The sequence below is a fragment of the Burkholderia singularis genome, assembly GCF_001718875.1.
GTDB lineage: Bacteria > Pseudomonadota > Gammaproteobacteria > Burkholderiales > Burkholderiaceae > Burkholderia > Burkholderia singularis.
On the sequence record NZ_CP013448.1, the window covers coordinates 2,946,920 to 2,969,366 of the forward strand.

The following is a 22,447-nucleotide window of genomic DNA, read 5'->3' on the forward strand; positions in this document are numbered from 1 at the left end:
GAAAACGGCGGCCAAACCGGCCGCCGTCCCCGTTACATCACACTGCGGCGCATCAAGCGCGGCGGGCCGTCAATGCTCGCGCTGCGACGAGCGTGCCGGATTCGCCCGGCCGCGCACCGCCATATACGCCCAAAACACATAGCCGGACAGCCCGTACAGCACGAACAAGCCGAACAGCATCAGCGGAGGATCGGACGAAACGAGCACGAACGCGACCACCACGAGCAGGATCGCCGCAAACGGCACCCGGTGGCGGACGTCGAGCGCCTTGCCGCTATAAAAGGGCGCATTCGACACCATCGTCACGCCCGCGTAAACCGTCAGCGCGAATGCGACCCACGGCAGCCAGCCGAGCTTCACCGGCACGCGATTGTCGACGGTGAGCCACACGAAGCCCGCGATCAGCGCCGCGGCGGCCGGGCTCGGCAGCCCCTGGAAGAAGCGCTTGTCGACGACGCCGATATTCGTGTTGAAACGCGCGAGACGCAGCGCCGCGCCCGAGCAGTAGACGAATGCGGCAAGCCACCCCCAGCGGCCAAGATCCTTCAGCACCCATTCGTACATCACGAGCGCAGGCGCGACGCCGAACGACACCATGTCCGACAGGCTGTCGAACTGCTCGCCGAATGCGCTTTGCGTATGCGTGAGCCGCGCGACGCGGCCATCCATTCCGTCGAGCACCATCGCTGCGAAGATCGCGATCGCCGCGGTCTCGAAACGGACGTTCATCGCCTGCACGACAGCAAAGAAGCCGCAAAAGAGCGCGGCCGTGGTGAACGCGTTCGGCAGCAGATAAATGCCGCGCGTTCTCAGGAATTGCTGCCGGCGCGCGGCGCGGCGCCCTTCGACGGGTGCCAGATCCGGCGCGGCGGCAACGGATTTGTTGCGGCGAAACGACCGCGGCCACGGGGCTTTGCCATTGCGCGGGCGGCGCGGTTTGAGTGCAGCCATCGATACGTATTCCCGCTTACTGTTGCTCTGGCAGCTCGGCGAGGATCGTCGACGACGCGGACACTTTTTCGCCGATCGTCACGCGCGCACGGCTGCCCTTCGGCAGATACACGTCGACGCGCGAGCCGAAGCGGATGAAGCCGTAGCGCTGGCCGCGCGTCACGGGTTCGCCCGCACGCACGTAGCAAAGAATCCGGCGCGCGACGAGGCCCGCGATCTGCACGGCCGTCACTGTCTGGCCCCCCGTCGTCTGGATCACGACCGCGTTGCGCTCATTTTCCGCCGACGCCTTGTCGAGCGCCGCATTGAGGAACGCACCCGGAAAATACTCGACCTTCTGCACCGCGCCGTCGACGGGCGAGCGCTGCGAGTGGACATTGAACACGTTCATGAACACGCTGATCTTCAATGCTTCGCGTTGCGCATACGGGTCCTGCGCGATCTCGACCGCCACGACCCGGCCGTCGGCCGGACAAAGCACCGCGTTCGGCTGGGTCGGGATCGGCCGCGGCGGATCGCGGAAGAACTGGACCACGAAGACAAGCAGCAGCCAGAACGGCCATGCGAGGCCGAACCCGCCGATGGCGTGGATCAGCAGCGCGACGACGGCCGCGATCGCGATAAACGGCCAGCCTTCGCGCGCAATGATCGGATGAGGATAATTCATGGTTCGTTCTTCGTTGAATGGCAAAGCCCGTAGGATAGCAAAAGCCGCCCGCGGCACTGACGCCTTCGGGCGGCTTTCGAGTCCGGCCCCGATCCGGGGCCGGATAAAGCGCGCGACTTAGTTCTTCGTCTGGTCGACGAGCTTGTTCTTCGCGATCCACGGCATCATCGCGCGCAGCTTCGCGCCGACCTGCTCGATCTGGTGCTCGGCCGTCAAGCGGCGGCGCGATTGCAGCGTCGGCGCGCCGGCCTTGTTCTCGAGAATGAAGCTCTTCGCGTACTCGCCGGTCTGGATGTCCTTCAGGCATTGCTTCATCGCCTTCTTCGTCTCTTCGGTGACGACGCGCGGGCCCGTCACGTACTCGCCGTACTCGGCATTGTTCGAGATCGAATAGTTCATGTTTGCGATGCCGCCTTCGTAGATCAGGTCGACGATCAGCTTCAGTTCGTGCAGGCACTCGAAATACGCCATCTCCGGCGCGTAGCCTGCCTCGACCAGCGTCTCGAAGCCCGCCTTGATCAGCTCGACGGTGCCGCCGCACAGCACGGCCTGCTCGCCGAACAGGTCGGTTTCGGTCTCTTCGCGGAAGTTCGTCTCGATGATGCCCGCACGCCCGCCGCCGTTGGCCGCCGCATACGACAGCGCGATATCGCGCGCCGCGCCCGACTTATCCTGCGCGACCGCGATCAGGTGCGGCACGCCGCCGCCCTGCGAGTACGTGCCGCGAACCGTGTGGCCCGGCGCCTTCGGCGCGACCATGATCACGTCGAGATCCGCGCGCGGAATCACCTGGCCGTAATGGACGTTGAAGCCGTGCGCGAACGCGAGCGCCGCGCCTTCCTTGATATTGGCGTGCACTTCCTTTGCATAGACATCGGCGATCTGCTCGTCGGGCAGCAGCATCATCACGACGTCCGCGCCCTTTACCGCTTCCGCGACCTCCTTGACCGCGAGGCCCGCGTTCTCGGCCTTGCTCCACGACGCGCCGCCGCGGCGCAGGCCGACCGTCACGTTCACGCCGCTGTCCTTCAGGTTCAGCGCGTGCGCATGGCCTTGCGAGCCGTAGCCGATGATCGTGACCTGCTTGCCCTTGATGAGGGAAAGGTCGGCATCCTTGTCGTAGAAAACTTTCATGATCGCTCCTTGGCTAATTCGGTAATTCAATGAGATTCGTTGTTCAGACTTTCAGCACGCGCTCGCCGCGACCGATACCCGAGCTGCCGGTGCGCACCGTCTCGAGAATCGAGCCCGCGTCCAGCGCCTGGATGAATGCGTCGAGCTTGTCGCTCGCGCCCGTCAATTCGATCGTGTAGGTCTTTTCGGTCACGTCGATGATGCGGCCTCGGAAGATGTCCGCCATCCGCTTCATCTCTTCGCGCTCCTTGCCGACCGCGCGCACCTTGATCAGCATCAGCTCCCGTTCGATGTGCGCACCGTCGGTCAGGTCCACCACCTTCACCACCTCGATCAGGCGGTTCAAATGCTTCGTGATCTGTTCGATCACGTCGTCGGAGCCAATGGAGACAATGGTCAGACGCGACAGCGAGTGATCCTCGGTCGGCGCCACCGTCAAGGTTTCAATGTTGTAGCCGCGCGCCGAGAACAGGCCGACGACGCGCGACAGCGCGCCCGGTTCGTTTTCGAGCAGCACGGAAATGATGTGTCTCATGTTCGCTTCTTCCAGTGTGTTCCGTATCGATTCGCCTGCGCCGCACGCCGCCCGCGCGCCGCGCCGCCCTTCATGGAGGCGGCTGCCCGCGAAGCCGAGCGCGTCGCGCCGTTACAGATCTTCGGAGCCGAGCAGCATCTCGGTGATGCCCTTGCCGGCCTGAACCATCGGCCAGACGTTCTCGGTCGGATCGGTCTGGAAATCGAGGAACACGGTGCGGTCCTTCAAGCGCAGCGCCTCTTTCAGCGCCGGCTCGACGTCCGCGGTTTTCTCGATGCGCATCCCGACGTGGCCGTATGCTTCGGCGAGCTTCACGAAATCCGGCAGCGCATCCATGTACGAATGCGAATAGCGCTTGCTGTATTCGATCTGCTGCCACTGCCGGACCATGCCGAGATAGCGGTTGTTCAGCGAAATGATCTTGACGGGCGTGTCGTACTGCTTGCAGGTCGACAGCTCCTGGATGCACATCTGGATCGAGCCTTCGCCGGTGATGCACAGCACGTCGTCGTCCGGATGCGCCATCTTGACGCCCATCGCCGCCGGCAGGCCGAAGCCCATCGTGCCGAGGCCGCCCGAATTGATCCAGCGGCGCGGCTTGTTGAAGCGGTAGAACTGCGCGGCCCACATCTGGTGCTGGCCGACGTCGGAGCACACGAACGCATTGCCGTCCGTCAGCTCCCATGCCTTCTCGACCACGTACTGCGGCTTGATGATCTCGCTTTCGCGGTCGAACTTCAGGCAGTCCTTCGCACGCCAGCCTTCGATATCCTTCCACCATTGCGCGAGCGCGTCGGCATCAGGGCCGTGCTCGGCCGTCTGCAGCTGCTCGATCAGCTCCTTGAGCACTTCCTTCACGTCGCCGACGATCGGAATGTCGACCTTCACGCGCTTGCTGATCGACGACGGATCGATATCGATATGGATGATCTTGCGCGGCCGCGACGCGAAGTGCTCCGGATCGCCGATCACGCGGTCGTCGAAGCGCGCGCCGATCGCGATCAGCACGTCGCAGTGCTGCATCGCCATGTTCGCTTCGTACGTGCCGTGCATGCCGAGCATGCCGAGGAATTTCTTGTCCGACGCGCGATAGCCGCCCAGGCCCATCAGCGTGTTCGTGACCGGATAGCCGAGCAGATCGGCGAACTGGTTCAGCTCGCGCGACGCCTCGGCCAGCACGATGCCGCCGCCGGTATAGATATACGGACGCTTCGCGGACAGCAGCAGCGAGACCGCCTTGCGGATCTGGCCCGAATGACCTTTGGTGACCGGGTTGTACGAGCGCAACGCCACGTTCTTGAGCGGCTCGTACTCGCACGGCGTCTTCGACACATCCTTCGGGATATCGATGAGGACCGGGCCGGGACGCCCGGTGCGCGCGATGTAGAAAGCCTTCTTGACGGTCGCCGCCAGCTCGCGCACGTCCTTCACGAGGAAGTTGTGCTTCACGCACGGGCGCGTGATGCCGACGGTGTCGCACTCCTGGAACGCATCCTGACCGATCGCGGCAGTCGGCACTTGGCCGCTGATCACGACGAGGGGAATCGAATCCATGTAGGCGGTCGCGATACCCGTGACCGCGTTCGTGACGCCCGGCCCGGACGTGACGAGGCAGACGCCGACTTTGCCCGTCGAGCGCGAATACGCGTCGGCGGCGTGCACGGCGGCCTGTTCATGGCGTACCAGGATGTGCTGGATCTTGTCCTGCTTGTACAGCTCGTCGTAAATATAGAGAACCGAGCCGCCAGGGTAACCCCAGAGGAATTCGACATCCTCGTCGGCCAGTGCCTTCATGAGCACGGTGGCGCCGATGGAGCCGGTTTTCTGAGGAGAAAGGGATTCCGACGTGGAAAATTCCGCGCTGGGCATATTCATCGTAGACCTTTCGAATTTTCGGCAAAAAATTGATCGGGTGCTCTCTGCCGGGCTTGTGGCTCGGGTTCAAGCGGCGCGTCCATTTGAAAGGCGGGCTTCTTGGGCCGGCCTCAATTGAGACTGTCACTTTATGTTGCGAACTGTCGACGATAGCGTCTCCCCAGCAAGCGGTCAAGCAGAAAATCCCGCAATGCATCAAACCCTGTTTCGGCATGCCGCGCGTCCGATATTCGCCGCGAGCGGTGCCGCCGCCCGCACCCCGCTGCCCGAACGTGCGCGGCCCGCTCTTGCGGTGTGGCATTTGACCGATCCCGATGCCGGTGTTCGAATCCAGGCTTGATCGCGTGTTACGGCACCTGCGCCCGACATTCGATATTCGATTCGAGATCAGCCGGATCGACTCCTGCGCCCGAGATCCGGCCGACCGGCTCGCCGCCGTGTATCGTCCATGTGCCTGCCTGCCGCCGCGGCCTCGCGGCCCGCGCCGCCGCAATGTGGCGCAAACCGCCGCGAGCGCCGGCTCATGCGGCCGGAAGGCCCAAACAAGGTGCCCTCTCGCGCGAAAATTTGTTAGCATCCGCGGGTTTTACGAATTTTTTCCGACTTTTTACGCGACGAGAACGCGCAGCGCGGACCTTCACGGCATGGCATCAGAAAAGGAACTCGCCGATTTTCTGGCGGGCGTCGAAAGGCGCGCGTTCAAGCAGGCCGCTTATGCGGTACGCGACGACGATGCGTCCCTCGACATCGTGCAGGACGCAATGATCCGGCTCGCGGAGAAATACGGCGACCGCCCGGCTGCCGAGTTGCCGCTCCTCTTTCAGCGCATCCTGCAGAATGCGATCCACGATCATTTCCGCAGACAAAAGGTGCGCAATACGTGGGTCAGCCTGTTTTCGTCGCTCAACAGCACCGACGACGACGAATTCGACCCGCTCGAAACGCTAGAATCGGCGGACGGCGACGGCATCGAAAGCAGCGAAACCCGGCTCGAACGCGAGCAGGTGCTCACGCTGATCGACGAGGAAATCCAGAAGCTTCCGGCGCGTCAACGGGAAGCCTTCCTGATGCGTTATTGGGAAGATATGGATGTCGCCGAGACAGCCGCCGCCATGGGGTGCTCCGAAGGCAGCGTCAAGACGCACTGCTCGCGGGCCACTCACGCATTGGCGCTGGCGCTCAAGGCCAAAGGAATCACGCTATGAGCTCCGCTCCCGCCACGAAGGAAGAACTCGAACTTGCGTTCAAGATCCGGCGCGCCCTTGACGAGCGCGCGGCCGCGCTGCCCGCGTCGACGGCGCAGCGTCTGGCCGCCGCCCGCCGCGCGGCGCTCGCCCGCAAGAAGCCCGATGCGTCGATCGTGCTCGTGCCCGCGCTCGCGGGGGGCACCGGCGCGCTCGAATTGCGCATGCCGGACAGCACGCCGCACCGCAAATCGCTCGGCCGCCGGCTGATCGGCGCGTGGCCGCTCGTGCTGCTGCTCGCCGGGCTCGTCGGCATTGCGTACTGGGAGGACATGCAGCGCACCGCGGAGCTGGCCGACATCGACGCGGCCATGCTGAGCGACAACCTGCCCCTCGATGCGTATCTCGATCACGGGTTCAACGCCTATCTTTCGCACGCCCACTAACGCATAAGCAACAAGGGGAACGCACGGGTGAGTCAAAAACGGGGACTGGCTGTTTTTTTTGGCTGCGCGATCGCGCTTGCCGTCGCGTATGTCGCCACCTACCCGCGCTTTCATCCTCAGCCGGCGGCCGCGGCAGCGGTCGCGAACGCGCCTGCGCTCGCGTCGGCGGCGCTTGCGCTGACGAGCGAGTTGCCGGCGCTGCCGGCGTCGGGGCCGCTGTCGTGGGCGCGCCTCACGCCGCAACAGCGCGTCGCGCTCGCGCCGTTCGAGAATCAGTGGGATTCGTTCAGCGACGCGCGCAAGCGTAAATGGCTCAAAATCGCCGCCCGTTTTTCGAAGATGACGCCGGAGGCGCAAAAACGGTTACAGGAACGGATGGCCGAATGGGCCCGCATGACGCCTGAGGAGCGCCGCGTCGCGCGCGAAAACTACCAAGTGTCGAAGGATCTGCCGGAGCAGGCGCGCGAAAAAGCATGGAAGGCGTACCAGCAATTGTCGCCGGAGCAGAAGGAAAAGCTCGCGGCAGCCGAGCGCCGGCGCCGGCCCACCGTCGTCAGCGCGCCGCCTACCGGCAAGAGCGACCGTGACATCAGCCGGCTCGTGAATGCCCACGACCGGCACCCGGCGAGCGCGCCCGTCGCGATGAATGCCGCACCGCCCGCGGTGCCGGCGAGTGCGCCCGCGGCCCCCGCGCCGGCCTCCACGCTGGTCATACCCGGCATCATCGCGCCCGTCACGCCGACCCCCGTCTCGCCGTCCGAGGCTCCGTCGATTTTCAACGGCTCGTAAGCGAGCCATGCGCGCCGTGACGCCGCCGCCGACCGCAACCGACGCGCCGCCGAGCTTACGCCGCCGGCTCGCCGCGCTCGTCTATGAAAGCCTGCTGCTGTTCGGCGTCGTGTTTCTCGCCGCGCTTGCGTTCGGCATCGTATTTCAGCAGCACAGCGGTCTCGATCACCGGCGGCTGCTCGCCGCGTGGATCGCGCTCGTCGCCGGCGCGTACTTCGTCTGGTTTTGGACGCACGGCGGCCAGACGCTGCCGATGAAAACCTGGCGGTTGCGCGTCGAGACCGCCGGCGGCGCGCCGCTGTCGTTCGGCCGCGCGATCGCGCGCTACGCGCTCGGCTGGCTGTGGTTCCTGCCCCCGCTCGCGCTGCACCCGCTCGCGGGCTTCCCGTTACCGCGCACGCTGGCGGCAGCGGCTGTCTGGTTTGCGCTCTGGGTGCTCGCCGCCCGCGTGCATCCGAGCCGCCAATTCCCGCACGACCGCCTCGCCGGCACCTGCATCGTCGACGTCCCGCGCGCGGGTAAAGTTGCAGCATAAGAACATTTCGTGACTGTCATGGCACAGTCACGCCCGCATGGCGCAATGCCGATAACGTCAATTGGCGCGAGTCATGCATGGGCAAAAGAACGTCCGCGACTTCCTTATTTCGTCACCCCGGCGGCCTCGAAACCGCCAGCGCATTTCTGTCCGGCTCGGCGGCAAGCGAAATGCTCACCCCGCCGGCCACGCCGGCCGCGCCGGCCACACGGCATGAAGATTCGGAACCTGCGCCGCACCGCTATCGGACGATCTGGCTGTCGGATATCCATCTCGGCACGAGCGGTTGCCAGGCGAGCTATCTGCTCGATTTTCTCAAGCACAACGAGTCCGAATACCTGTACCTCGTCGGCGACATCATCGACGGCTGGCAGCTGAGGAAAGGCTGGTACTGGCCGCAGACGCACAACGACGTCGTCCAGAAAATCCTGCGCAAGGCGAGAAAAGGCACGCAGGTCGTCTACATCCCGGGCAACCACGACGAGGCCGCGCGCCAGTTCTGCGACCTCGCGTTCGGCGAGATCCAGGTGCGCGGCGAGGCGTTTCATACGACGCTGTCCGGCAAACGTTTGTGGGTGGTGCACGGCGACCTGTTCGACGGCGTGATCCAGCATGCGAAGTGGCTCGCGTATCTCGGCGACACGCTCTATACGCTGATTCTGGTGCTGAACCGCTGGTTCAACCGGATCAGGAGCCGCTTCGGATTCCAATACTGGTCGCTGTCGCAGTACCTGAAGCACCAGGTGAAGAACGCGGTGAATTTCATCTCGTCGTTCGAGGCGGTGATGACCGACGAAGCGCGCCGCCGCGGCTGCGACGGCGTCGTCTGCGGCCACATCCACAAGGCGGAGATCCGCGAAATCGACGGCGTGCTGTACTGCAACGACGGCGATTGGGTCGAAAGCCTGTCCGCGCTCGTCGAGACGACGGAAGGCGAGTTGAAAGTCGTCCACTGGACCGTCATCCGCTCGCCCGGCGCCGCGCCAGCGCGCAAGACGAAAGCCCCCGCGTGAGCCTCGGAGGACTGCCTGCGATGAAAATCATGATCATCACCGATGCGTGGGAGCCGCAAGTCAACGGCGTCGTGCGCACGCTGAAAAGCACCGCGCGCGAGCTGACCGCGCTCGGCCATCGCGTCGAGCTGTTGACGCCGCTGGAGTTCCGCACGGTGCCATGCCCGACCTATCCCGAGATCCGGCTGTCGATTCTGCCGTACCGGCGCCTGCGAGAACGGCTCAACGCGTTCGAGCCCGACGCGCTGCACATCGCGACGGAAGGGCCGCTCGGGCTGGCGGCGCGCCGCTACGCGCGCGCGCGCAAGCTGCCGTTTACCACCGCCTATCACACGCGCTTTCCCGAGTACGTGCACGCGCGCTTCGGCATCCCGCTCACGGCCACCTATCGCTTCTTGCGCTGGTTCCACGGCGCCTCGCTCGCGGTGATGGCGCCGACGCCCGTCGTCAAGGACGATCTCGAGCAACACGGCTTTCGCAATGTCGTGCTGTGGACGCGCGGCGTCGATCTCGACATCTTCCGTCCGATGGAGTCGAAAGTGCTGAACACCGCGCGGCCGATCTTCCTGTATGTCGGGCGAGTGGCGATCGAGAAGAACGTCGAGGCATTCCTGAAGCTCGATCTGCCGGGCTCGAAATGGGTCGCGGGCGAAGGCCCCGCGCTCGCCGAGCTCAAATCGCGCTACCCCGAGGCGAATTACCTCGGCGTGCTGTCCCAGGCGGAGCTTGCCAAGGTCTACGCGGCCGCCGACGTGTTCGTGTTTCCGAGCCGCACCGACACCTTCGGCCTCGTGCTGCTCGAAGCGCTCGCCTGCGGCACGCCGGTTGCCGCGTATCCGGTGACGGGGCCCGTCGACGTGCTCGGCAACGGCGGCGCGGGCTCGATGAGCGACGATTTGCGCGAAGCGTGCCTCGAGGCGCTGAAGATCGAGCGGCATCACGCGCGGGCGTGGGCCGAGCGATTCTCCTGGCGTGCGGCGTCCGAGCAATTCGCCTCGCATTTGAAGCCGCTCGCGAAAACCGCCTGCTCCCGCCCCGAAGGCGCAACCGTTTGAAACCGACCATGCGCGCGAAAGCGCCCCACCCCAGCCCGCCGTCACGCCAGCCCGCCGCGCGCGCGACGCGCATGCCGGGCGCGCCGTCTGAAACGTTCGATACGCACGAGCCGCTCGGACCGGACGATCCGCTCGCGCCGCTGCCGCACAATCCGTACAAGGGCAATCGCGGCATCGCGCGCGCGTGGTACGCACTCAAGCATTCGGTGAACGGCTTTCGCGTGGCGATCCGGGAGGAAAGCGCGTTTCGTCAAGAACTCACGTTCGCCGTGCTTTTGCTGCCGATCGGCGCGTTCGCGCCCGTCGAGCCGGCCTCGCGCGCGCTACTCATCGGTTCGGTGCTGCTCGTGCTGATCGTCGAGCTGCTGAATTCGAGCGTCGAAGCCGCCATCGACCGGATCTCGCTCGAGCGCCATGAATTGTCCAAGCGCGCGAAGGATCTCGGCAGCGCGGCGGTGACGGTTGCACTCGGCGTGTGCGTCCTGACCTGGGGCCTCATCCTCGGGCCGCTCGTCTGGCATCGGCTTGCCGGCTGAGCGCCGCCGGCCGGACGTGCAACCCGGTGCACCTGTGTGCATCGCAACACAGCCGGGTATGCCCGAATCACGAAATACCGCCGGACGCGCAACTGAGCGGTTTATAATCGGTTGATAGTTATAGAACAGCAACCGCGCCGGACGACATAAGCAGCAAACATGGCAACGCCCGCCAAGTCCGGCGAACACTGGGCCGGACGACATGGAAGCGAAACCTCCCCGCCGGACGCGCGAACGGATTCTCGAGTTGTCGTTGAAGCTTTTCAACGAGATCGGAGAGCCGAACGTGACGACGACGACGATCGCCGAGGAAATGGAAATCAGTCCAGGCAACCTGTACTACCATTTCCGCAACAAGGACGACATCATCAACAGCATCTTCGCGCAGTTCGAGCAGCAGATCGAACGGCGCCTGCGCTTTCCTGATGATCACCGGCCAACGATCGACGAAACCTGGTCGTATCTGCAGTACATGGCCGACTTCATGTGGACCTATCGTTTCCTCTATCGCGATCTGAACGATTTGCTCGCACGCAATCGCACGCTCGAGACGCACTTCAAGCAAATCATCAGCCACAAGGTTCGCTTCGCGCGCGAGATGTGCGAGCTGCTCGCAGCCGACAACGAACTCGTCGCGGCGCCCGCCGAAATCGAAGTGATCGCGACCAACATGGCCGTCATCGCTACCTATTGGCTGTCGTATCAGTATGTGATGCACCCTCGCAAATACAACGATCAGGACGCGATCCGCGAGGAACTGCATCAGGTCAGCATGCACGTGATCTCGGTGATAGCCCCGTATCTGCGGGGCCGCTCGCGGCAGATCTTCGACGACATCGTGTCCGGCAAGCTGCCCAAGCGCGAGTTCCACGACTACCTGCCCCCGCGCGACGGTTCGCCGCGCAAGGACAAGGATGCGAAGCAATGAAGACGGTCTGTGTATATTGCGGCTCCGCACACGGCGCCAAGCCCGCATATACGGACGCCGCGCGCGCGTTCGGCCGCGCGCTCGCGCAGGCGGGCTTGACGCTCGTGTACGGCGGCGGACGCGTCGGCTTGATGGGGGTGATCGCCGATGAGGTGCTCGCCTCGGGCGGCCGCGCGATCGGCGTGATCACCGAGCTGCTCGTCGACAAGGAGGTCGGCCACACCGGCCTGACCGAGCTGCACGTCGTGCCCGACATGCATCACCGCAAGAAGATGATGGCCGATCTCGCCGATGCGTTCGTCGCGATGCCCGGCGGCGCCGGCACGCTCGAAGAGTTCTTCGAGGTCTACACATGGGCGCAGCTCGGCTATCACCGCAAGCCGATCGCGCTCTACAACATCGATGCATTCTACGAACCGCTGCTTGCGCTGCTCAAGCACACGGTCGACGAAGGTTTCATGCAGCGCGTCTATTTCGACGCGCTGTGCGTCGACGCCGCACCCGACGCGTTGATCGAGCAGATCGTCCGCTATCGGCCGCCCGCGCGCGACAAGTGGGAATATTTGTCCGAACAGGAAGCCTGAGGAGCGCCGCGGGCGCGTTGCGCGCTGTTGCGTTGTCTGCTGATGGCGCTGTTGCGTTGGCGGCGCTTCGCCCGCCTTGCCCGCCGCCCCTTCCGTAACGGCCAAAATCCAAACCATGACGAATCCATCCGCCCGAGTCGTCCTGATCACCGGCGCGAGCCGCGGCATCGGCCGCGCGGCCGCGCTTGCCGCCGGCGCGCGCGGCTGGTCGGTTGGCGTCAACTACGCGCGTGACGCCGCAGCGGCCGAAGCGAGCGCCGACGCCGTGCGCGCCGCGGGCGGCAATGCCTGCGTCGTGCGCGGCGATGTCACGTGCGAAGCCGACGTGATTGGAATGTTCGATGCGGTGCAAGCAGCATTCGGCCGGCTCGACGCGCTCGTCAACAATGCGGGGATCGTCGCACCGTCGCTGCCGCTCGCCGACATGGATCTCGCGCGCCTCTCGCGCGTGTTCGATACCAACATACTCGGCGCGTACCTGTGCGCGCGCGAGGCGGCGCGGCGGCTGCCGACCAACCGCGGCGGCGCGGGCGGCGCGATCGTCAACGTGTCGTCGATCGCCGCTCGCCTGGGCTCGCCGAACGAATATGTCGACTATGCGGGCTCGAAAGGCGCGATCGATACGCTGACGATCGGCCTATCGAAGGAACTCGGCCCGCACGGCGTGCGGGTGAATGCGGTACGCCCCGGTCTGATCGAAACCGAGATCCACGCAAGCGGCGGCCAGCCCGGGCGCGCCGCGCGGCTCGGTTCGCTCGCGCCGCTGGGGCGCGCCGGTGAGGCGGCGGAAGTCGCCGAGGCGATCGTCTGGTTGATCAGCGACGCGGCGTCATATGTCAACGGCGCGCTGCTCGACGTCGGCGGAGGACGCTAGCAGGCCGGCACTTGGCGGGTTGGCGGGTTGGCGGGTTGGCCGCTTGGCCGCTTGGCCGCTTGGCCGCTTGGCCGCTTGGCCGCTTGGCCGGCAGCATAGCCATACGGCGGCATCCGGCACACGAAATCGGCCGCGCATCGCGTGCCATGCCGCCATACCTGCTCGCCCACGTTGCCGCCAAGCGCCCTCGATGGTTGGTGTGCTCGAATACAAAACTCTACATTCCCTCTCATTTCGCTGCATTCCCTCACAATTTTCGTAAACATTCGTAACAACCCCGTGGTCTACTAACGTCCGGCGCGGGCTGGACTGCCGCATCCGCCTTTTCGGCGTCAGCGCCGCTGCGCGGCCTCACGACCGGCTTGATCCAGCTTGATCCATCCAGCCGGCCGCGCATCCATCAAGAGATCACCAGATGCAGGGAAGCACACCCGGCGACGGGCACTCGCGTGTGCCCGCCGCGGCTCAACACATTCACCGATCCCAAACGGGCCCGCATGCCACGACGGCCGCCGCGCTAACGGCCGTCGCACCGGCCGCGGCCGGCCAGCATGGCCGCGCCGCCGATGCGCGCATCCCCCGCGCGCAAGCCGGACGCACGGCGTTCGCCGGGTTGCGTGTATGGCTCGTCGCGGCGGCCGTGCTATGCGCGTATCTGCTGCCGGGCATCCTGGGCCACGATCCGTGGAAGCAGGACGAAACCTATACGTTCGGCATCATCCAGCACATGCTCGAAAGCGGCGACCTCGTCGTACCGACCAATGCCGGTCAGCCGTTCCTCGAAAAACCGCCGCTCTTCGATTGGGTCGCGACAAGCCTTGCGTGGCTCTTCGAACGCTATCTGCCGCTGCACGACGCAGCGCGGCTCGCGAGCGCGCTGTTCGCCGCGCTCGCATTCGGCTTCGCCGCGCGCGCCGCGCGTGTCGCGACGGGCGAGTCGCGCTGGCTCTCGCTGCCGGTCATCGGCACCGTCGCGCTTGCCGCGGGCTCGCTCGTTGTCGTCAAACACTCGCACGATTTGATGACCGACGTCGCGTTGATGGCGGGCGCCGCGATCGGCTTTTGCGGGCTGCTCGAACTCGTGCACCGGCACGCGGGCGGCGTGGACGATGCAGAAGACGACCCGCGCCTGTCGAGCCAGCCAGGCCGCTCGAATGGCTTCGCGGCACTGCTGTTCGGCGCGGGTGTCGGCATCTCGCTGATGTCGAAGGGATTGTTCGTGCCGCTCGTGTTCGGCGCGACGACGCTCGCCATGCTCGCGCTGTACCCCGGTTGCCGCAGCCGTTCGTTCGCCCGCTCGCTCGGCATTGCCGCGCTCGCGTGCGCGCCGTTCGCGCTGATCTGGCCGGTCGCGCTGTGGCTGCGCTCCGAGTCGCTGTTCATGACTTGGTTTTGGGACAACAACGTCGGGCGCTTCTTCGGTTTTTCGGTGCCGACGCTCGGCGCCGAAAACGACAAACCGCTGTTCATCTGGCGGGCGCTGCTGACAGTCGGCTTTCCGGCCGGCCCGCTCGCGCTCGCCGCGCTCGCGCTCGGCCTGTGGCGCGAATGGCGCGCCCCGCGCGTCGCGCTGCCGCTCGTGTTCGCCGGCATCGGTCTCGTCGTGCTGCATCTGTCGGCCACCGCCCGGCAACTGTATATCCTGCCTTTCATCGCGCCGCTCGCGCTGGTCGCCGCGCAGGCGGTCGGGCGCATGCCGCAGCGGCTTGCCACCGCGTGGGACTATGCGAGCCGGCTGCTGTTCGGCAGCGTAGCCGCGGCGGCGTGGATCGTTTGGTCGCTGATGTCCAGCCGCGACGCCTCACATGCGGCCATCGCCTGGCTCGGGCGCTGGCTGCCGCTCGACTGGACGATGCCGTTCGAGCCCGCGCTCGTGCTGCCGGCGCTCGCACTCACGATCGGCTGGCTCGCGCTGCTGCCGACGCTGCGGCTCGCGGGCAAGTGGCGCGGCGCGCTGTCGTGGACGATGGGTGTGATCGTCGGATGGGGACTCGTGTTTACGTTGCTGCTGCCGTGGCTCGACGTCGCGAAGAGCTACCGGTCCGTGTTCGACGATCTGAGCCAGCGGCTCGCGCTCGAATGGAACGACGGCGACTGCATGGCGAGCGTCGGTCTGGGCGAATCGGAAGCGCCGATGCTCTATTACTTCTCGGGCATTCTGCATCAGCCGACCGATCAACCCGACGCGAGCGCGTGCACGTGGCTCATCGTGCAAGGCACTCGCGATCAACCACCCAAGCTCGACGATACCTGGCAGCCGTTCTGGTCGGGCGCACGGCCGGGCGATACGCAGGAGATGTTGCGCGTGTACGTGCGCACGCCACTGTTCGCGAAAACGGCGGCCGCGCCCTCCGTGGCAGGCGACGGCCGGCCGTGAACTAAACAGCGGCAGCGCTTCAAGCGCTCCGCAGCGGGCCACGAAGCGCCTGGGCGCGTGCCGGCGACGACGAGTGTATCCGCGCTGATTCGGCGCACGGCGCGGCGCGGCGCGCATGCCGCGCGGGCGTCGATCGAAAGCGGGAACGCTCGATGGCCCGCTTCAGTTCGTCACGCGCGCGTCATCGCGCGAGCGTCCTGCCCGCCGGCTGCCGGCGATCGCGATGGCCTGACCGTGTCGCGACAGGCTCGGCATCGCCTCGGTATACGCACGCCCTGCTCTGTCGAAAGCACTATTCAGTTTCCTCGGAGCCCGCTGCCGTTCACCGCTCGCCGGCCTGCCGAAATCCCTGTCGATCGCGGCACGCACCGCCCGCCGTGCGAATACATTGCGTCAAAGTCTCACGGCACAACCGACGGTTGCCGGAAACGGCCCGCACCATCGCGCCCAGCGCCATCGACGGTTAAACCGCTCAGAATGACGAGCCTGGCGTCTTGAGAAACGAGATTTCGCCGTCGGTCGACGTGCGCCCGAGAATCGCGTTCCGATGCGGAAACCGCCCGAAGCGCTCGACCACGGCCGCGTGGCGCAGCGCATGGTCGTAATAGTCGCTGCATCCGGCCTCGTGCTTGATCTGCGCGCACAGGCGCACCGCTTCGCGCTGGCTGTCGAGCGATTCGTCGTGTTCGAACGGCAGATAGGCAAATGCGCGATGATGGCCGGTCGGCAATGCGCGGTCGCCACCGGATGCGACGAGCGCCTTCGCATACGCAAGCGCGTGCCGGTCGGATGCATAGGCAAGCGGCGTGCCGCGATGGATGTTGCGCGAGAATTGATCGAGCACCAAGATCACCGCGAGCGCGCCGAGCGGACGTTGCGCCCAGGCGTCGAGCGCGCCCGCCGTCGCCGCGCCGACCAGCGCGCCGTAGCGCTCGCGTATTTGCGCATCGAACGCCTCGCCGCCATTGAACCACTGCTTGCGCGCATGGCCGAATGCCGGATCGGCGGGGGCGCCGAACCAAAAATCGAGCACATCGCGTGCGCGGGGATCGAGCGCCGCGTAATCGTCCGGAGCGCCCGCAGCGTTCCGAGTGCTCGGCGCGTCCGGCACGGCTTCGCCGGCGCGGCCGGGTACGCTGGGCTGCGTTGGCGCGCCGCGCGCCGCGCATGCTTCGCCCGGCGCGTTTGCGCCGGGTGCTTCGAGATCGTCGGGTGATGGGGACATGGTGGTGTTCCGGGCTTGGGCGCGTCGAGATGCTCGGCGCTTCAGACACTAAAGACCGATCAAACGCGTCGAACGTTCCATGCGCGCCGCACACCCCGCGTATCGCACGCAGCCGGCACGCCGCGCCGCGTCATCCGCGTCATCCCAACTCCAGCACGAGACGACGCGTGCGCGCGCTCTTCTTCTCGAGCTTCGCGACGCGCAACACGCCGATTTCCGCGGTATTGCGCACATGCGTGCCGCCGCACGGTTGCAGATCGACGCCTTCGATCCGCAGCAGCCGCACGCGCCCCAGCCCCATCGGCGGCTTCACGCTCATCGTGCGCACGAGTTCGGGGCGCGCGGCCAGTTCGTCGTCGGTGATCCATTCGGTGGACACCGCATGCGCGCCGGCAACCAGTTCGGCCAAGCGCGCGTCGACCCACTCGCGCTCGATCGGCTCGGTCGTCGCGAAATCGATCCGCGCGTAATCGGCGCTCACGCTGCAACCGTCGACCGGATAAGGCAGCACCGCGCACAACAGATGGCTTGCGGTATGCAGCCTCATGCGCCGATGCCGCGGCGCCCAATCGATCGCGGCAGCGATCCTGTCGCCCGGCTTCAGCGTCGCGGCGAGCGTGTGCTGCCCCGGTGCGGGCACATGCACGGCATCGTCGGGCGTCGCGCCGTCGAACCTGGCCTTGCGCGTGTCGGCAATCGCGAGCGTCGCGCCGCCCGGCAATGTCAGCGTGCCGCTGTCGCCCGCCTGGCCGCCGCCGAGCGGATAGAACACGGTCCGGTCGAGATGAATGCCGGCTTCATCGACGGCCGTCACGGTGGCGTCGCAATGGGTCAAATAGGCGTCTTCGCGAAACAAAGCATGGGTGGGCATCGGAAAACTCGGCTGGCATATCGAGGGTGATCGGAGCGGGCAGTATGCAGCGCCGCGCATGCCGTTCGACAGAGGCGGTTGCGCCTCGCGCGTGCGGCGGCGTACCGGCGTTTCAACCAGGACGGTTGCGCATCCAGTCGGCCGTATCGTAGAACGAATGCATCAGCCGCTCGCGCAACGGTTCGTCGATGCCGACGTTCTCCATCGCCCATGCGATGCAGCGCAGCCACTGGTCGCGCTCCGACGATCCGATCGGAAACGGCAGATGCCGCGCGCGCAGCCGCGGATGGCCGAAGCGCTCGATGTAATGATCGGGCCCGCCCAGCCAGCCGCACAGAAACCAGAACAGCTTGTCGCGCGAGCCGTCGAGCGCCGGCGGGTGCAGCGCGCGAATCCCGGCGAACTCGGGCTCGAGATCCATCAAGTCGTAGAAGCGGTCGACAAGCTCGCGCACGCGCGCCTCGCCGCCCACCCGTTCGAACGCCGTCGGCTGCGACGGCGCGTCATCGGTCACATCGGTCATGCAAACATCGATCCAGTCAAATGAAGAAGGAAAACCGGCCACCCGCGGCCGACCGAACGGCCAGGCGCGGCGCGCGGCTCAGCCGTCGCGCAACGATTGCAGCGCAGGCCGCCGCAGCACGCTGCGCAGGCCGAGCCAGCCGGCCGCGCCCGCGCAGACCACGCCCGCCGCGATGCCGGCCGGCGCGAGCCACGGATTGAGCGCAAGCTGAAAATCGAACACGCGCGAGGCCAGCACCGAGCCGACGCCCAGCGCGCCGCATGCCGCCATCGCGCCCGCCAGCGCGCCGACGACGATGAACTCCGCGCGCTGCATCGCGGCAATCTGTGCGCGGGATGCGCCAAGCGCACGCATCAGCGCCGCCTCGCGCACGCGTTCATCGCGCGAAGCGGCCAATGCCGTATACAGCACGAGCACGCCCGCCGCCAGCGTGAATGCGAACAGGAACTGCACCGCGCCGACCACCTGCAGCAGCACGCGTTCGAGCTGCGCGAGAATCGGCGCGACGTCGATCGCGGTCAGGTTCGGATAGCGGGCGATCAGCCCGTCGAGCACGCGCTGCCGGGCAGCCGGCAGATGAAAACTCGTGATGTAGGTCGCCGGAAAATCCGCAAGCGCGGCAGGCGGCATCAGCACGAAGAAATTCACGCGGAACGTGCCCCAGTCGAGCTTGCGCACGCTCGTCACCGGCGCGTCGATCGTCAGGCCCGTCACGTCGAAGCGCAGCGTGTCGCCGGGCTTCACGCCGATCAGCTTCGCGAGCCCCGCTTCGATCGAGATCTGCGGCGCGCTCGACGCGCCGTACCAGTCGCCCGCGACAATCCGGTTGTCATCGGGCAAGCGCGCCGTGTACGACAAGTTGAACTCGCGGTCGACGAGGCGGCGCGCGTCGTCGCTCTTGTAGTCGTCCGGATTCACCGGCTTGCCGTTCACCGCGATCAGCCGGGCGCGCACCATCGGCGCCAGCGCCGGGTCCGCGATGCCGTTGGCCGCCAGATAGCGGATCACGCCGTCGCGCTGGTCGGGCTGAATGTCGATCAGAAATTGGTTCGGCGCATCGGGCGGCGTCGATTGCCGCCAACCGGCGACGAGATCGTTGCGCGTGATCGCGATCAGCAGCAGGCACATCAGGCCGAGCGCGAGCGCGGTGAGCTGAAGCGCACTGGCCATGCCGCGCCGGTCGAGCGACGCGAGCGCATAGCGCCAGCCCAGCCCCGCCGCGACGCGGCCGTCGCGCACGAGCCGCGCGGCCGCGAACAGCACGAGCCGCGCGACGAGCGCAAACAGCACGAGGCTGCCCGCGAAGCCGCCCGCGACGATCGCGCCCAGCTTCAGCTCGCCCGCCGCGGCAACGATCAGCGCCGCGAACAGCGCGATGCCGAACGCATAGCCGAGCCAAGCGACGCGCCCTGCGTCGCCCCAATCACGGCGCAGCACACGCACCGGCGGCACGCGCGTCAGCGGCGCAAGCGGCGGCAGCGCGAAGCCCAGCAGCAGCACGAGGCCGGTCGCGACGCCGATCGCCGCCGGCCATGCGGAAGGCGGCGGCAACGCCACGTCGATCAGGCTGCCGAGCGTGGCGAGCAGCACCAGATGACCGCCATAGCCGAGCGCCGCGCCCGCGGCGCCGCCCACGGCGCCGACGAGCACGAATTCGATCGCGAACAGCGCGGACAGCGTGCGATGGCTCGCGCCGAGACAGCGCATCGCCGCGCAGCCGTCGAGATGGCGCCGCATGTAACGCTGCGCGGCCATCGCGATCGCCACGGCCGCGAGCAGCGCGCTCAACAGCGCGACGAGCGTGAGGAAGTGGCGCGCACGGTCGAGTGTCTGGCGCACTTGCGGCTGCCCCTGCTCGAGCGATTCGAGCGCGACGCCGCGCAGTTTGCCGCCGTCGACGCGCGCATGCGCGTAGCGCGCAAAGCGGGCGACAGCGGCGGCCTCGCCGGCGACGAGCAGCCGGTACGTCACGCGGCTGCCATAGCCGGTGAGCCCGGTCGATTCAAGCTCGTCGGCGCGCATCATCACGCGGGGCGAAAAGTTGACGAACGAAAAGCCGCGATCGAGTTCGCGCGTGATGACAGCGGCGATCGAGAAGGTGCGGGTGCCGACGCGCAGCGTATCGCCGGTTTGCAGATGCAACGCGTCGAGAAGCGCCGGATCGGCCCAAACGGTGCCGGGGGCCGGAATCGCACCGGCACGCCGGCCGGGCTCGTTCGCGCTGTGCGCAATCTGCACCGCGCCACGCAACGGATAGCCGGCGGACACGGCCTTGAGCGCCGCGAGCCGCGACGCGGCCGCGCTCGGCGTACCGGCCGGCGTGCCCGAAACGCCCGCCGAGCTGGCGGCGGCCGAACCGCCCGATGCCGCCGCCGGGCCTTGCCCCGCCACACCGACCATGCTCGGAAAAATCGCCGTCGTCGCGGTTTTCAGCCCGAGCGCCCGCGCCTCGTTGGCGAACGACGGATCGACCGGATGATCCGCCCTGACGACGAAATCCGCGCCGAGCATCTGGCGGGCGTCGCGCTCGAGGCCCTGGCGCAGCCGGTCGGCAAGAAAGCCGACGCTCGTGAGCGCGGCCACGGCCAGCACGAGCGCGAGCGCGACGAGCGTCAGCTCGCCCGAGCGCCAGTCGCGCAGTGTCATCCGCCCGGCCAACCGCAGGAGATCGCCGGCGCCGAAGCGGCGGCCCGGCGGCGGCATGCCGTTACCCGCCGCCGTCAATCGCGCTTGCTCCCGATCGAGTTCAGCCGCGATACCATCTGGTTCGCCATCCCGCGAAAACCGCCCGACACGCCGCGCCAAAGGCGCGGCAGCGCCCAGGCAGCGCACACGAGAAAGCCGATCACCAGCACGATGAACGCGAGCGGCATGAAGAACGCAAGCGCGAGACCGCCAACCGTGAGCCCGTCCTCGGTGGTCGACGCGATCCAGTTCGAGATCGGCTCGGGCGACAAGTTGATCAGCGCGCGAGTGCCTGCCTTCGCGATGTGCGCGGAGCCGGCGAGCGTGCCGCCCGCGAGGCCGGCGACCGCGAGCAGCGTCGGGTCGGCATGGCCGAGCGCGCCGGCGGCAAGCACCGCGCCCGCGGGAATCCGGATAAACGTGTGAACCGCGTCCCACAGCGAATCGAACGCGGGAACCTTGTCCGCGAGGAATTCGGCGAGCGCGAGCACGGCGGCCACGCCGATCACCCACGACGACGTCAGCACGGCAAGCGTATCGGGCAGATGGATCAGGCCGATGCGCGCGCAAACGCCCGCGATCAGCACGGTCAGATAGAGGCGCAGGCCGCTCGCCCACGCGAGCCCCGCGCCGAGCGAAATGGCTTCAATCATAGCCGCCTCCTTGCGCGATACGCGCGGTTCGCGGGCGAGCGCCGCCCGGTGCCGGGCGGATCGGTCGATCGCCGCGGCGGTCCCGTCCGTTCGCTCGCGGCAACGGGACATCGTCCGATGAATACCGCTCCATTATAGACGCGCGATAGACCGCCGCCGCGGCACGTCAACCGGACAAACCGCGCCGAGGCGCTCAGCCGGCCGACGTCAGCTTCAGGCCGATCAGCCCGACGAGAATCAGCGCGGCGCTCGCGATGCGCGCGAGCGTCACCGCCTCGCCGAGCATCACGATCCCGAACACGAATGCGCCGAGCGCGCCGATGCCCGTCCACACCGCATAAGCGGTGCCGAGCGGCAGCTCGCGCATCGCGACCGCGAGCAGCCCGAAGCTGCCGAGTGCGGTGACGATCGTGAAAACGGAAGGGCCGACGCGCGTGAAGCCTTCGGACGATTTGAGACCCGCCGCCCACGCGACTTCGAGCAGGCCGGCAAGACAAAGCCACAACCAGGGCATGATGAGACGCTCCGCAAACCGATGGGGTCGTCCCCGTTGAATGTCGGCGGCCGGTAGCTGCGCACGCAGACAAAAAGCCAGGTTTGCGCGGGCCGCCCGGGGCTGCCTGCCCGGGGTCGTCCCCGGGCGCGGTCGATTATAACGAAACGCCTACGATACGGCCGGCCGCCCCTTACTTCGACGCGGGCTTCGCGCTGCGCGCCGCGATCGGCCAGCCGCGCGCGTCGAGCGGCACGCACCGGCCGTCGCGGTACAGCACCCATTCGTCGCATTCGCGGCCGTCCTTGAATACGCAAACGCCGTACTGGCCGTGCGCGCCGTCGTGAATCGCCACCTTGCCGCCGAGCTTCTCGCAATGAACCGATGCCGGATTCGCATGTGCGGCGTCAGGCGCAGCCGGCTGCGGCTGCGGCTGCGCGAACGCCGGCGCGATGCCCGCGACCCACGCGAGGCTGCGCAATGAACGAGCGAACATGGCGGACCTCCTATCGAG

The 22,447-nt window shown here is 66.9% G+C and carries 23 protein-coding genes; 11 read left to right on the forward strand and 12 right to left on the reverse strand.

Annotation, left to right across the window (positions count from 1 at the left end):
• Positions 1 to 69 precede the first annotated feature (69 nt).
• The 5 genes from pssA to AQ611_RS13050 all read right to left on the reverse strand — a co-directional run bounded on the left by pssA (position 70) and on the right by AQ611_RS13050 (position 5,162).
• The gene (gene pssA, locus AQ611_RS13030; protein ID WP_069234758.1) at positions 70 to 951 is read right to left on the reverse strand and encodes a CDP-diacylglycerol--serine O-phosphatidyltransferase; all 882 of its coding nucleotides are present in this window, start codon (positions 949 to 951) and stop codon (positions 70 to 72) included.
• Positions 952 to 967: 16 nt separating this feature from the next.
• Positions 968 to 1,618 carry a phosphatidylserine decarboxylase gene (locus AQ611_RS13035; protein WP_059513164.1) on the reverse strand — a complete coding sequence of 217 codons (651 nt, stop codon included), beginning with the start codon at positions 1,616 to 1,618 and terminating at the stop codon, positions 968 to 970.
• Between the two features lie 117 nt (positions 1,619 to 1,735).
• Entirely contained in the window at positions 1,736 to 2,752 is a 1,017-nt protein-coding gene (gene ilvC / locus AQ611_RS13040; protein ID WP_069234759.1) for a ketol-acid reductoisomerase, read from the reverse strand.
• Positions 2,753 to 2,795: 43 nt separating this feature from the next.
• Positions 2,796 to 3,287: an acetolactate synthase small subunit gene (ilvN, locus tag AQ611_RS13045; RefSeq protein ID WP_059513160.1), complete on the reverse strand. Its 492-nt coding sequence runs from the start codon at positions 3,285 to 3,287 to the stop codon at positions 2,796 to 2,798.
• A 111-nt stretch (positions 3,288 to 3,398) separates the two neighbouring features.
• Complete coding sequence (locus AQ611_RS13050) at positions 3,399 to 5,162, reverse strand: acetolactate synthase 3 catalytic subunit (RefSeq protein ID WP_069234760.1); 1,764 nt, start codon at positions 5,160 to 5,162, stop codon at positions 3,399 to 3,401.
• 644 nt (positions 5,163 to 5,806) lie between these two features.
• Between AQ611_RS13050 and AQ611_RS13055 the strand changes: the two genes are divergently transcribed.
• From AQ611_RS13055 to AQ611_RS13105, 11 genes are all read left to right on the forward strand, one after another.
• Complete coding sequence (locus tag AQ611_RS13055) at positions 5,807 to 6,367, forward strand: RNA polymerase sigma factor (protein ID WP_059513156.1); 561 nt, start codon at positions 5,807 to 5,809, stop codon at positions 6,365 to 6,367.
• Positions 6,364 to 6,792: a DUF3619 family protein gene (locus AQ611_RS13060; RefSeq protein WP_069234761.1), complete on the forward strand. Its 429-nt coding sequence runs from the start codon at positions 6,364 to 6,366 to the stop codon at positions 6,790 to 6,792. Before AQ611_RS13055 ends, AQ611_RS13060 begins: the two co-directional genes overlap by 4 nt.
• Before the next feature lie 27 nt (positions 6,793 to 6,819).
• Positions 6,820 to 7,581 carry a DUF3106 domain-containing protein gene (locus AQ611_RS13065; protein ID WP_059513152.1) on the forward strand — a complete coding sequence of 254 codons (762 nt, stop codon included), beginning with the start codon at positions 6,820 to 6,822 and terminating at the stop codon, positions 7,579 to 7,581.
• Positions 7,582 to 7,588: 7 nt separating this feature from the next.
• Positions 7,589 to 8,116 (forward strand): RDD family protein, encoded by a 528-nt coding sequence (locus AQ611_RS13070; RefSeq protein ID WP_069234762.1) that lies wholly within the window; start codon positions 7,589 to 7,591, stop codon positions 8,114 to 8,116.
• 77 nt (positions 8,117 to 8,193) lie between these two features.
• Entirely contained in the window at positions 8,194 to 9,129 is a 936-nt protein-coding gene (locus AQ611_RS13075) for a UDP-2,3-diacylglucosamine diphosphatase (protein WP_069234763.1), read from the forward strand.
• A gap of 20 nt (positions 9,130 to 9,149) precedes the next feature.
• Positions 9,150 to 10,184 carry a glycosyltransferase family 4 protein gene (locus AQ611_RS13080; protein ID WP_059513146.1) on the forward strand — a complete coding sequence of 345 codons (1,035 nt, stop codon included), beginning with the start codon at positions 9,150 to 9,152 and terminating at the stop codon, positions 10,182 to 10,184.
• Between the two features lie 8 nt (positions 10,185 to 10,192).
• Positions 10,193 to 10,720, forward strand: a complete 528-nt coding sequence (locus tag AQ611_RS13085; protein WP_069234764.1) for a diacylglycerol kinase — start codon at positions 10,193 to 10,195, stop codon at positions 10,718 to 10,720.
• A gap of 202 nt (positions 10,721 to 10,922) precedes the next feature.
• Positions 10,923 to 11,648 carry a TetR/AcrR family transcriptional regulator gene (locus AQ611_RS13090; protein ID WP_059513142.1) on the forward strand — a complete coding sequence of 242 codons (726 nt, stop codon included), beginning with the start codon at positions 10,923 to 10,925 and terminating at the stop codon, positions 11,646 to 11,648.
• A complete protein-coding gene (locus AQ611_RS13095) occupies positions 11,645 to 12,232 on the forward strand; it encodes an LOG family protein (protein ID WP_059513140.1) in 588 nt (195 codons plus the stop codon). The genes AQ611_RS13090 and AQ611_RS13095 overlap by 4 nt, the downstream gene beginning before the upstream one ends.
• 115 nt (positions 12,233 to 12,347) lie before the next feature.
• Positions 12,348 to 13,106: an SDR family oxidoreductase gene (locus AQ611_RS13100; protein ID WP_069234765.1), complete on the forward strand. Its 759-nt coding sequence runs from the start codon at positions 12,348 to 12,350 to the stop codon at positions 13,104 to 13,106.
• Between the two features lie 415 nt (positions 13,107 to 13,521).
• Positions 13,522 to 15,483 (forward strand): ArnT family glycosyltransferase, encoded by a 1,962-nt coding sequence (locus AQ611_RS13105; RefSeq protein ID WP_069234766.1) that lies wholly within the window; start codon positions 13,522 to 13,524, stop codon positions 15,481 to 15,483.
• 472 nt (positions 15,484 to 15,955) lie between these two features.
• On the opposite strand, the gene AQ611_RS13110 is transcribed toward AQ611_RS13105, so the two are convergent.
• The 7 genes from AQ611_RS13110 to AQ611_RS13140 all read right to left on the reverse strand — a co-directional run bounded on the left by AQ611_RS13110 (position 15,956) and on the right by AQ611_RS13140 (position 22,429).
• Positions 15,956 to 16,708, reverse strand: a complete 753-nt coding sequence (locus AQ611_RS13110; protein WP_083237319.1) for a DUF924 family protein — start codon at positions 16,706 to 16,708, stop codon at positions 15,956 to 15,958.
• Between the two features lie 139 nt (positions 16,709 to 16,847).
• Positions 16,848 to 17,579, reverse strand: coding sequence for an alanyl-tRNA editing protein (locus tag AQ611_RS13115; RefSeq protein WP_069234767.1), 732 nt, complete (start codon positions 17,577 to 17,579; stop codon positions 16,848 to 16,850).
• Positions 17,580 to 17,691: 112 nt separating this feature from the next.
• Entirely contained in the window at positions 17,692 to 18,102 is a 411-nt protein-coding gene (locus AQ611_RS13120; RefSeq protein WP_069234768.1) for a group II truncated hemoglobin, read from the reverse strand.
• Between the two features lie 78 nt (positions 18,103 to 18,180).
• Positions 18,181 to 20,826 (reverse strand): ABC transporter permease, encoded by a 2,646-nt coding sequence (locus tag AQ611_RS13125; RefSeq protein ID WP_069234769.1) that lies wholly within the window; start codon positions 20,824 to 20,826, stop codon positions 18,181 to 18,183.
• Entirely contained in the window at positions 20,823 to 21,440 is a 618-nt protein-coding gene (locus tag AQ611_RS13130; protein WP_069235294.1) for a DUF4126 domain-containing protein, read from the reverse strand. The genes AQ611_RS13125 and AQ611_RS13130 overlap by 4 nt, the downstream gene beginning before the upstream one ends.
• 193 nt (positions 21,441 to 21,633) lie before the next feature.
• Positions 21,634 to 21,954 carry a quaternary ammonium compound efflux SMR transporter SugE gene (gene sugE, locus AQ611_RS13135; RefSeq protein WP_059513124.1) on the reverse strand — a complete coding sequence of 107 codons (321 nt, stop codon included), beginning with the start codon at positions 21,952 to 21,954 and terminating at the stop codon, positions 21,634 to 21,636.
• A gap of 172 nt (positions 21,955 to 22,126) precedes the next feature.
• The gene (locus AQ611_RS13140) at positions 22,127 to 22,429 is read right to left on the reverse strand and encodes a putative hemolysin (protein ID WP_069234770.1); all 303 of its coding nucleotides are present in this window, start codon (positions 22,427 to 22,429) and stop codon (positions 22,127 to 22,129) included.
• Positions 22,430 to 22,447 lie beyond the last annotated feature (18 nt).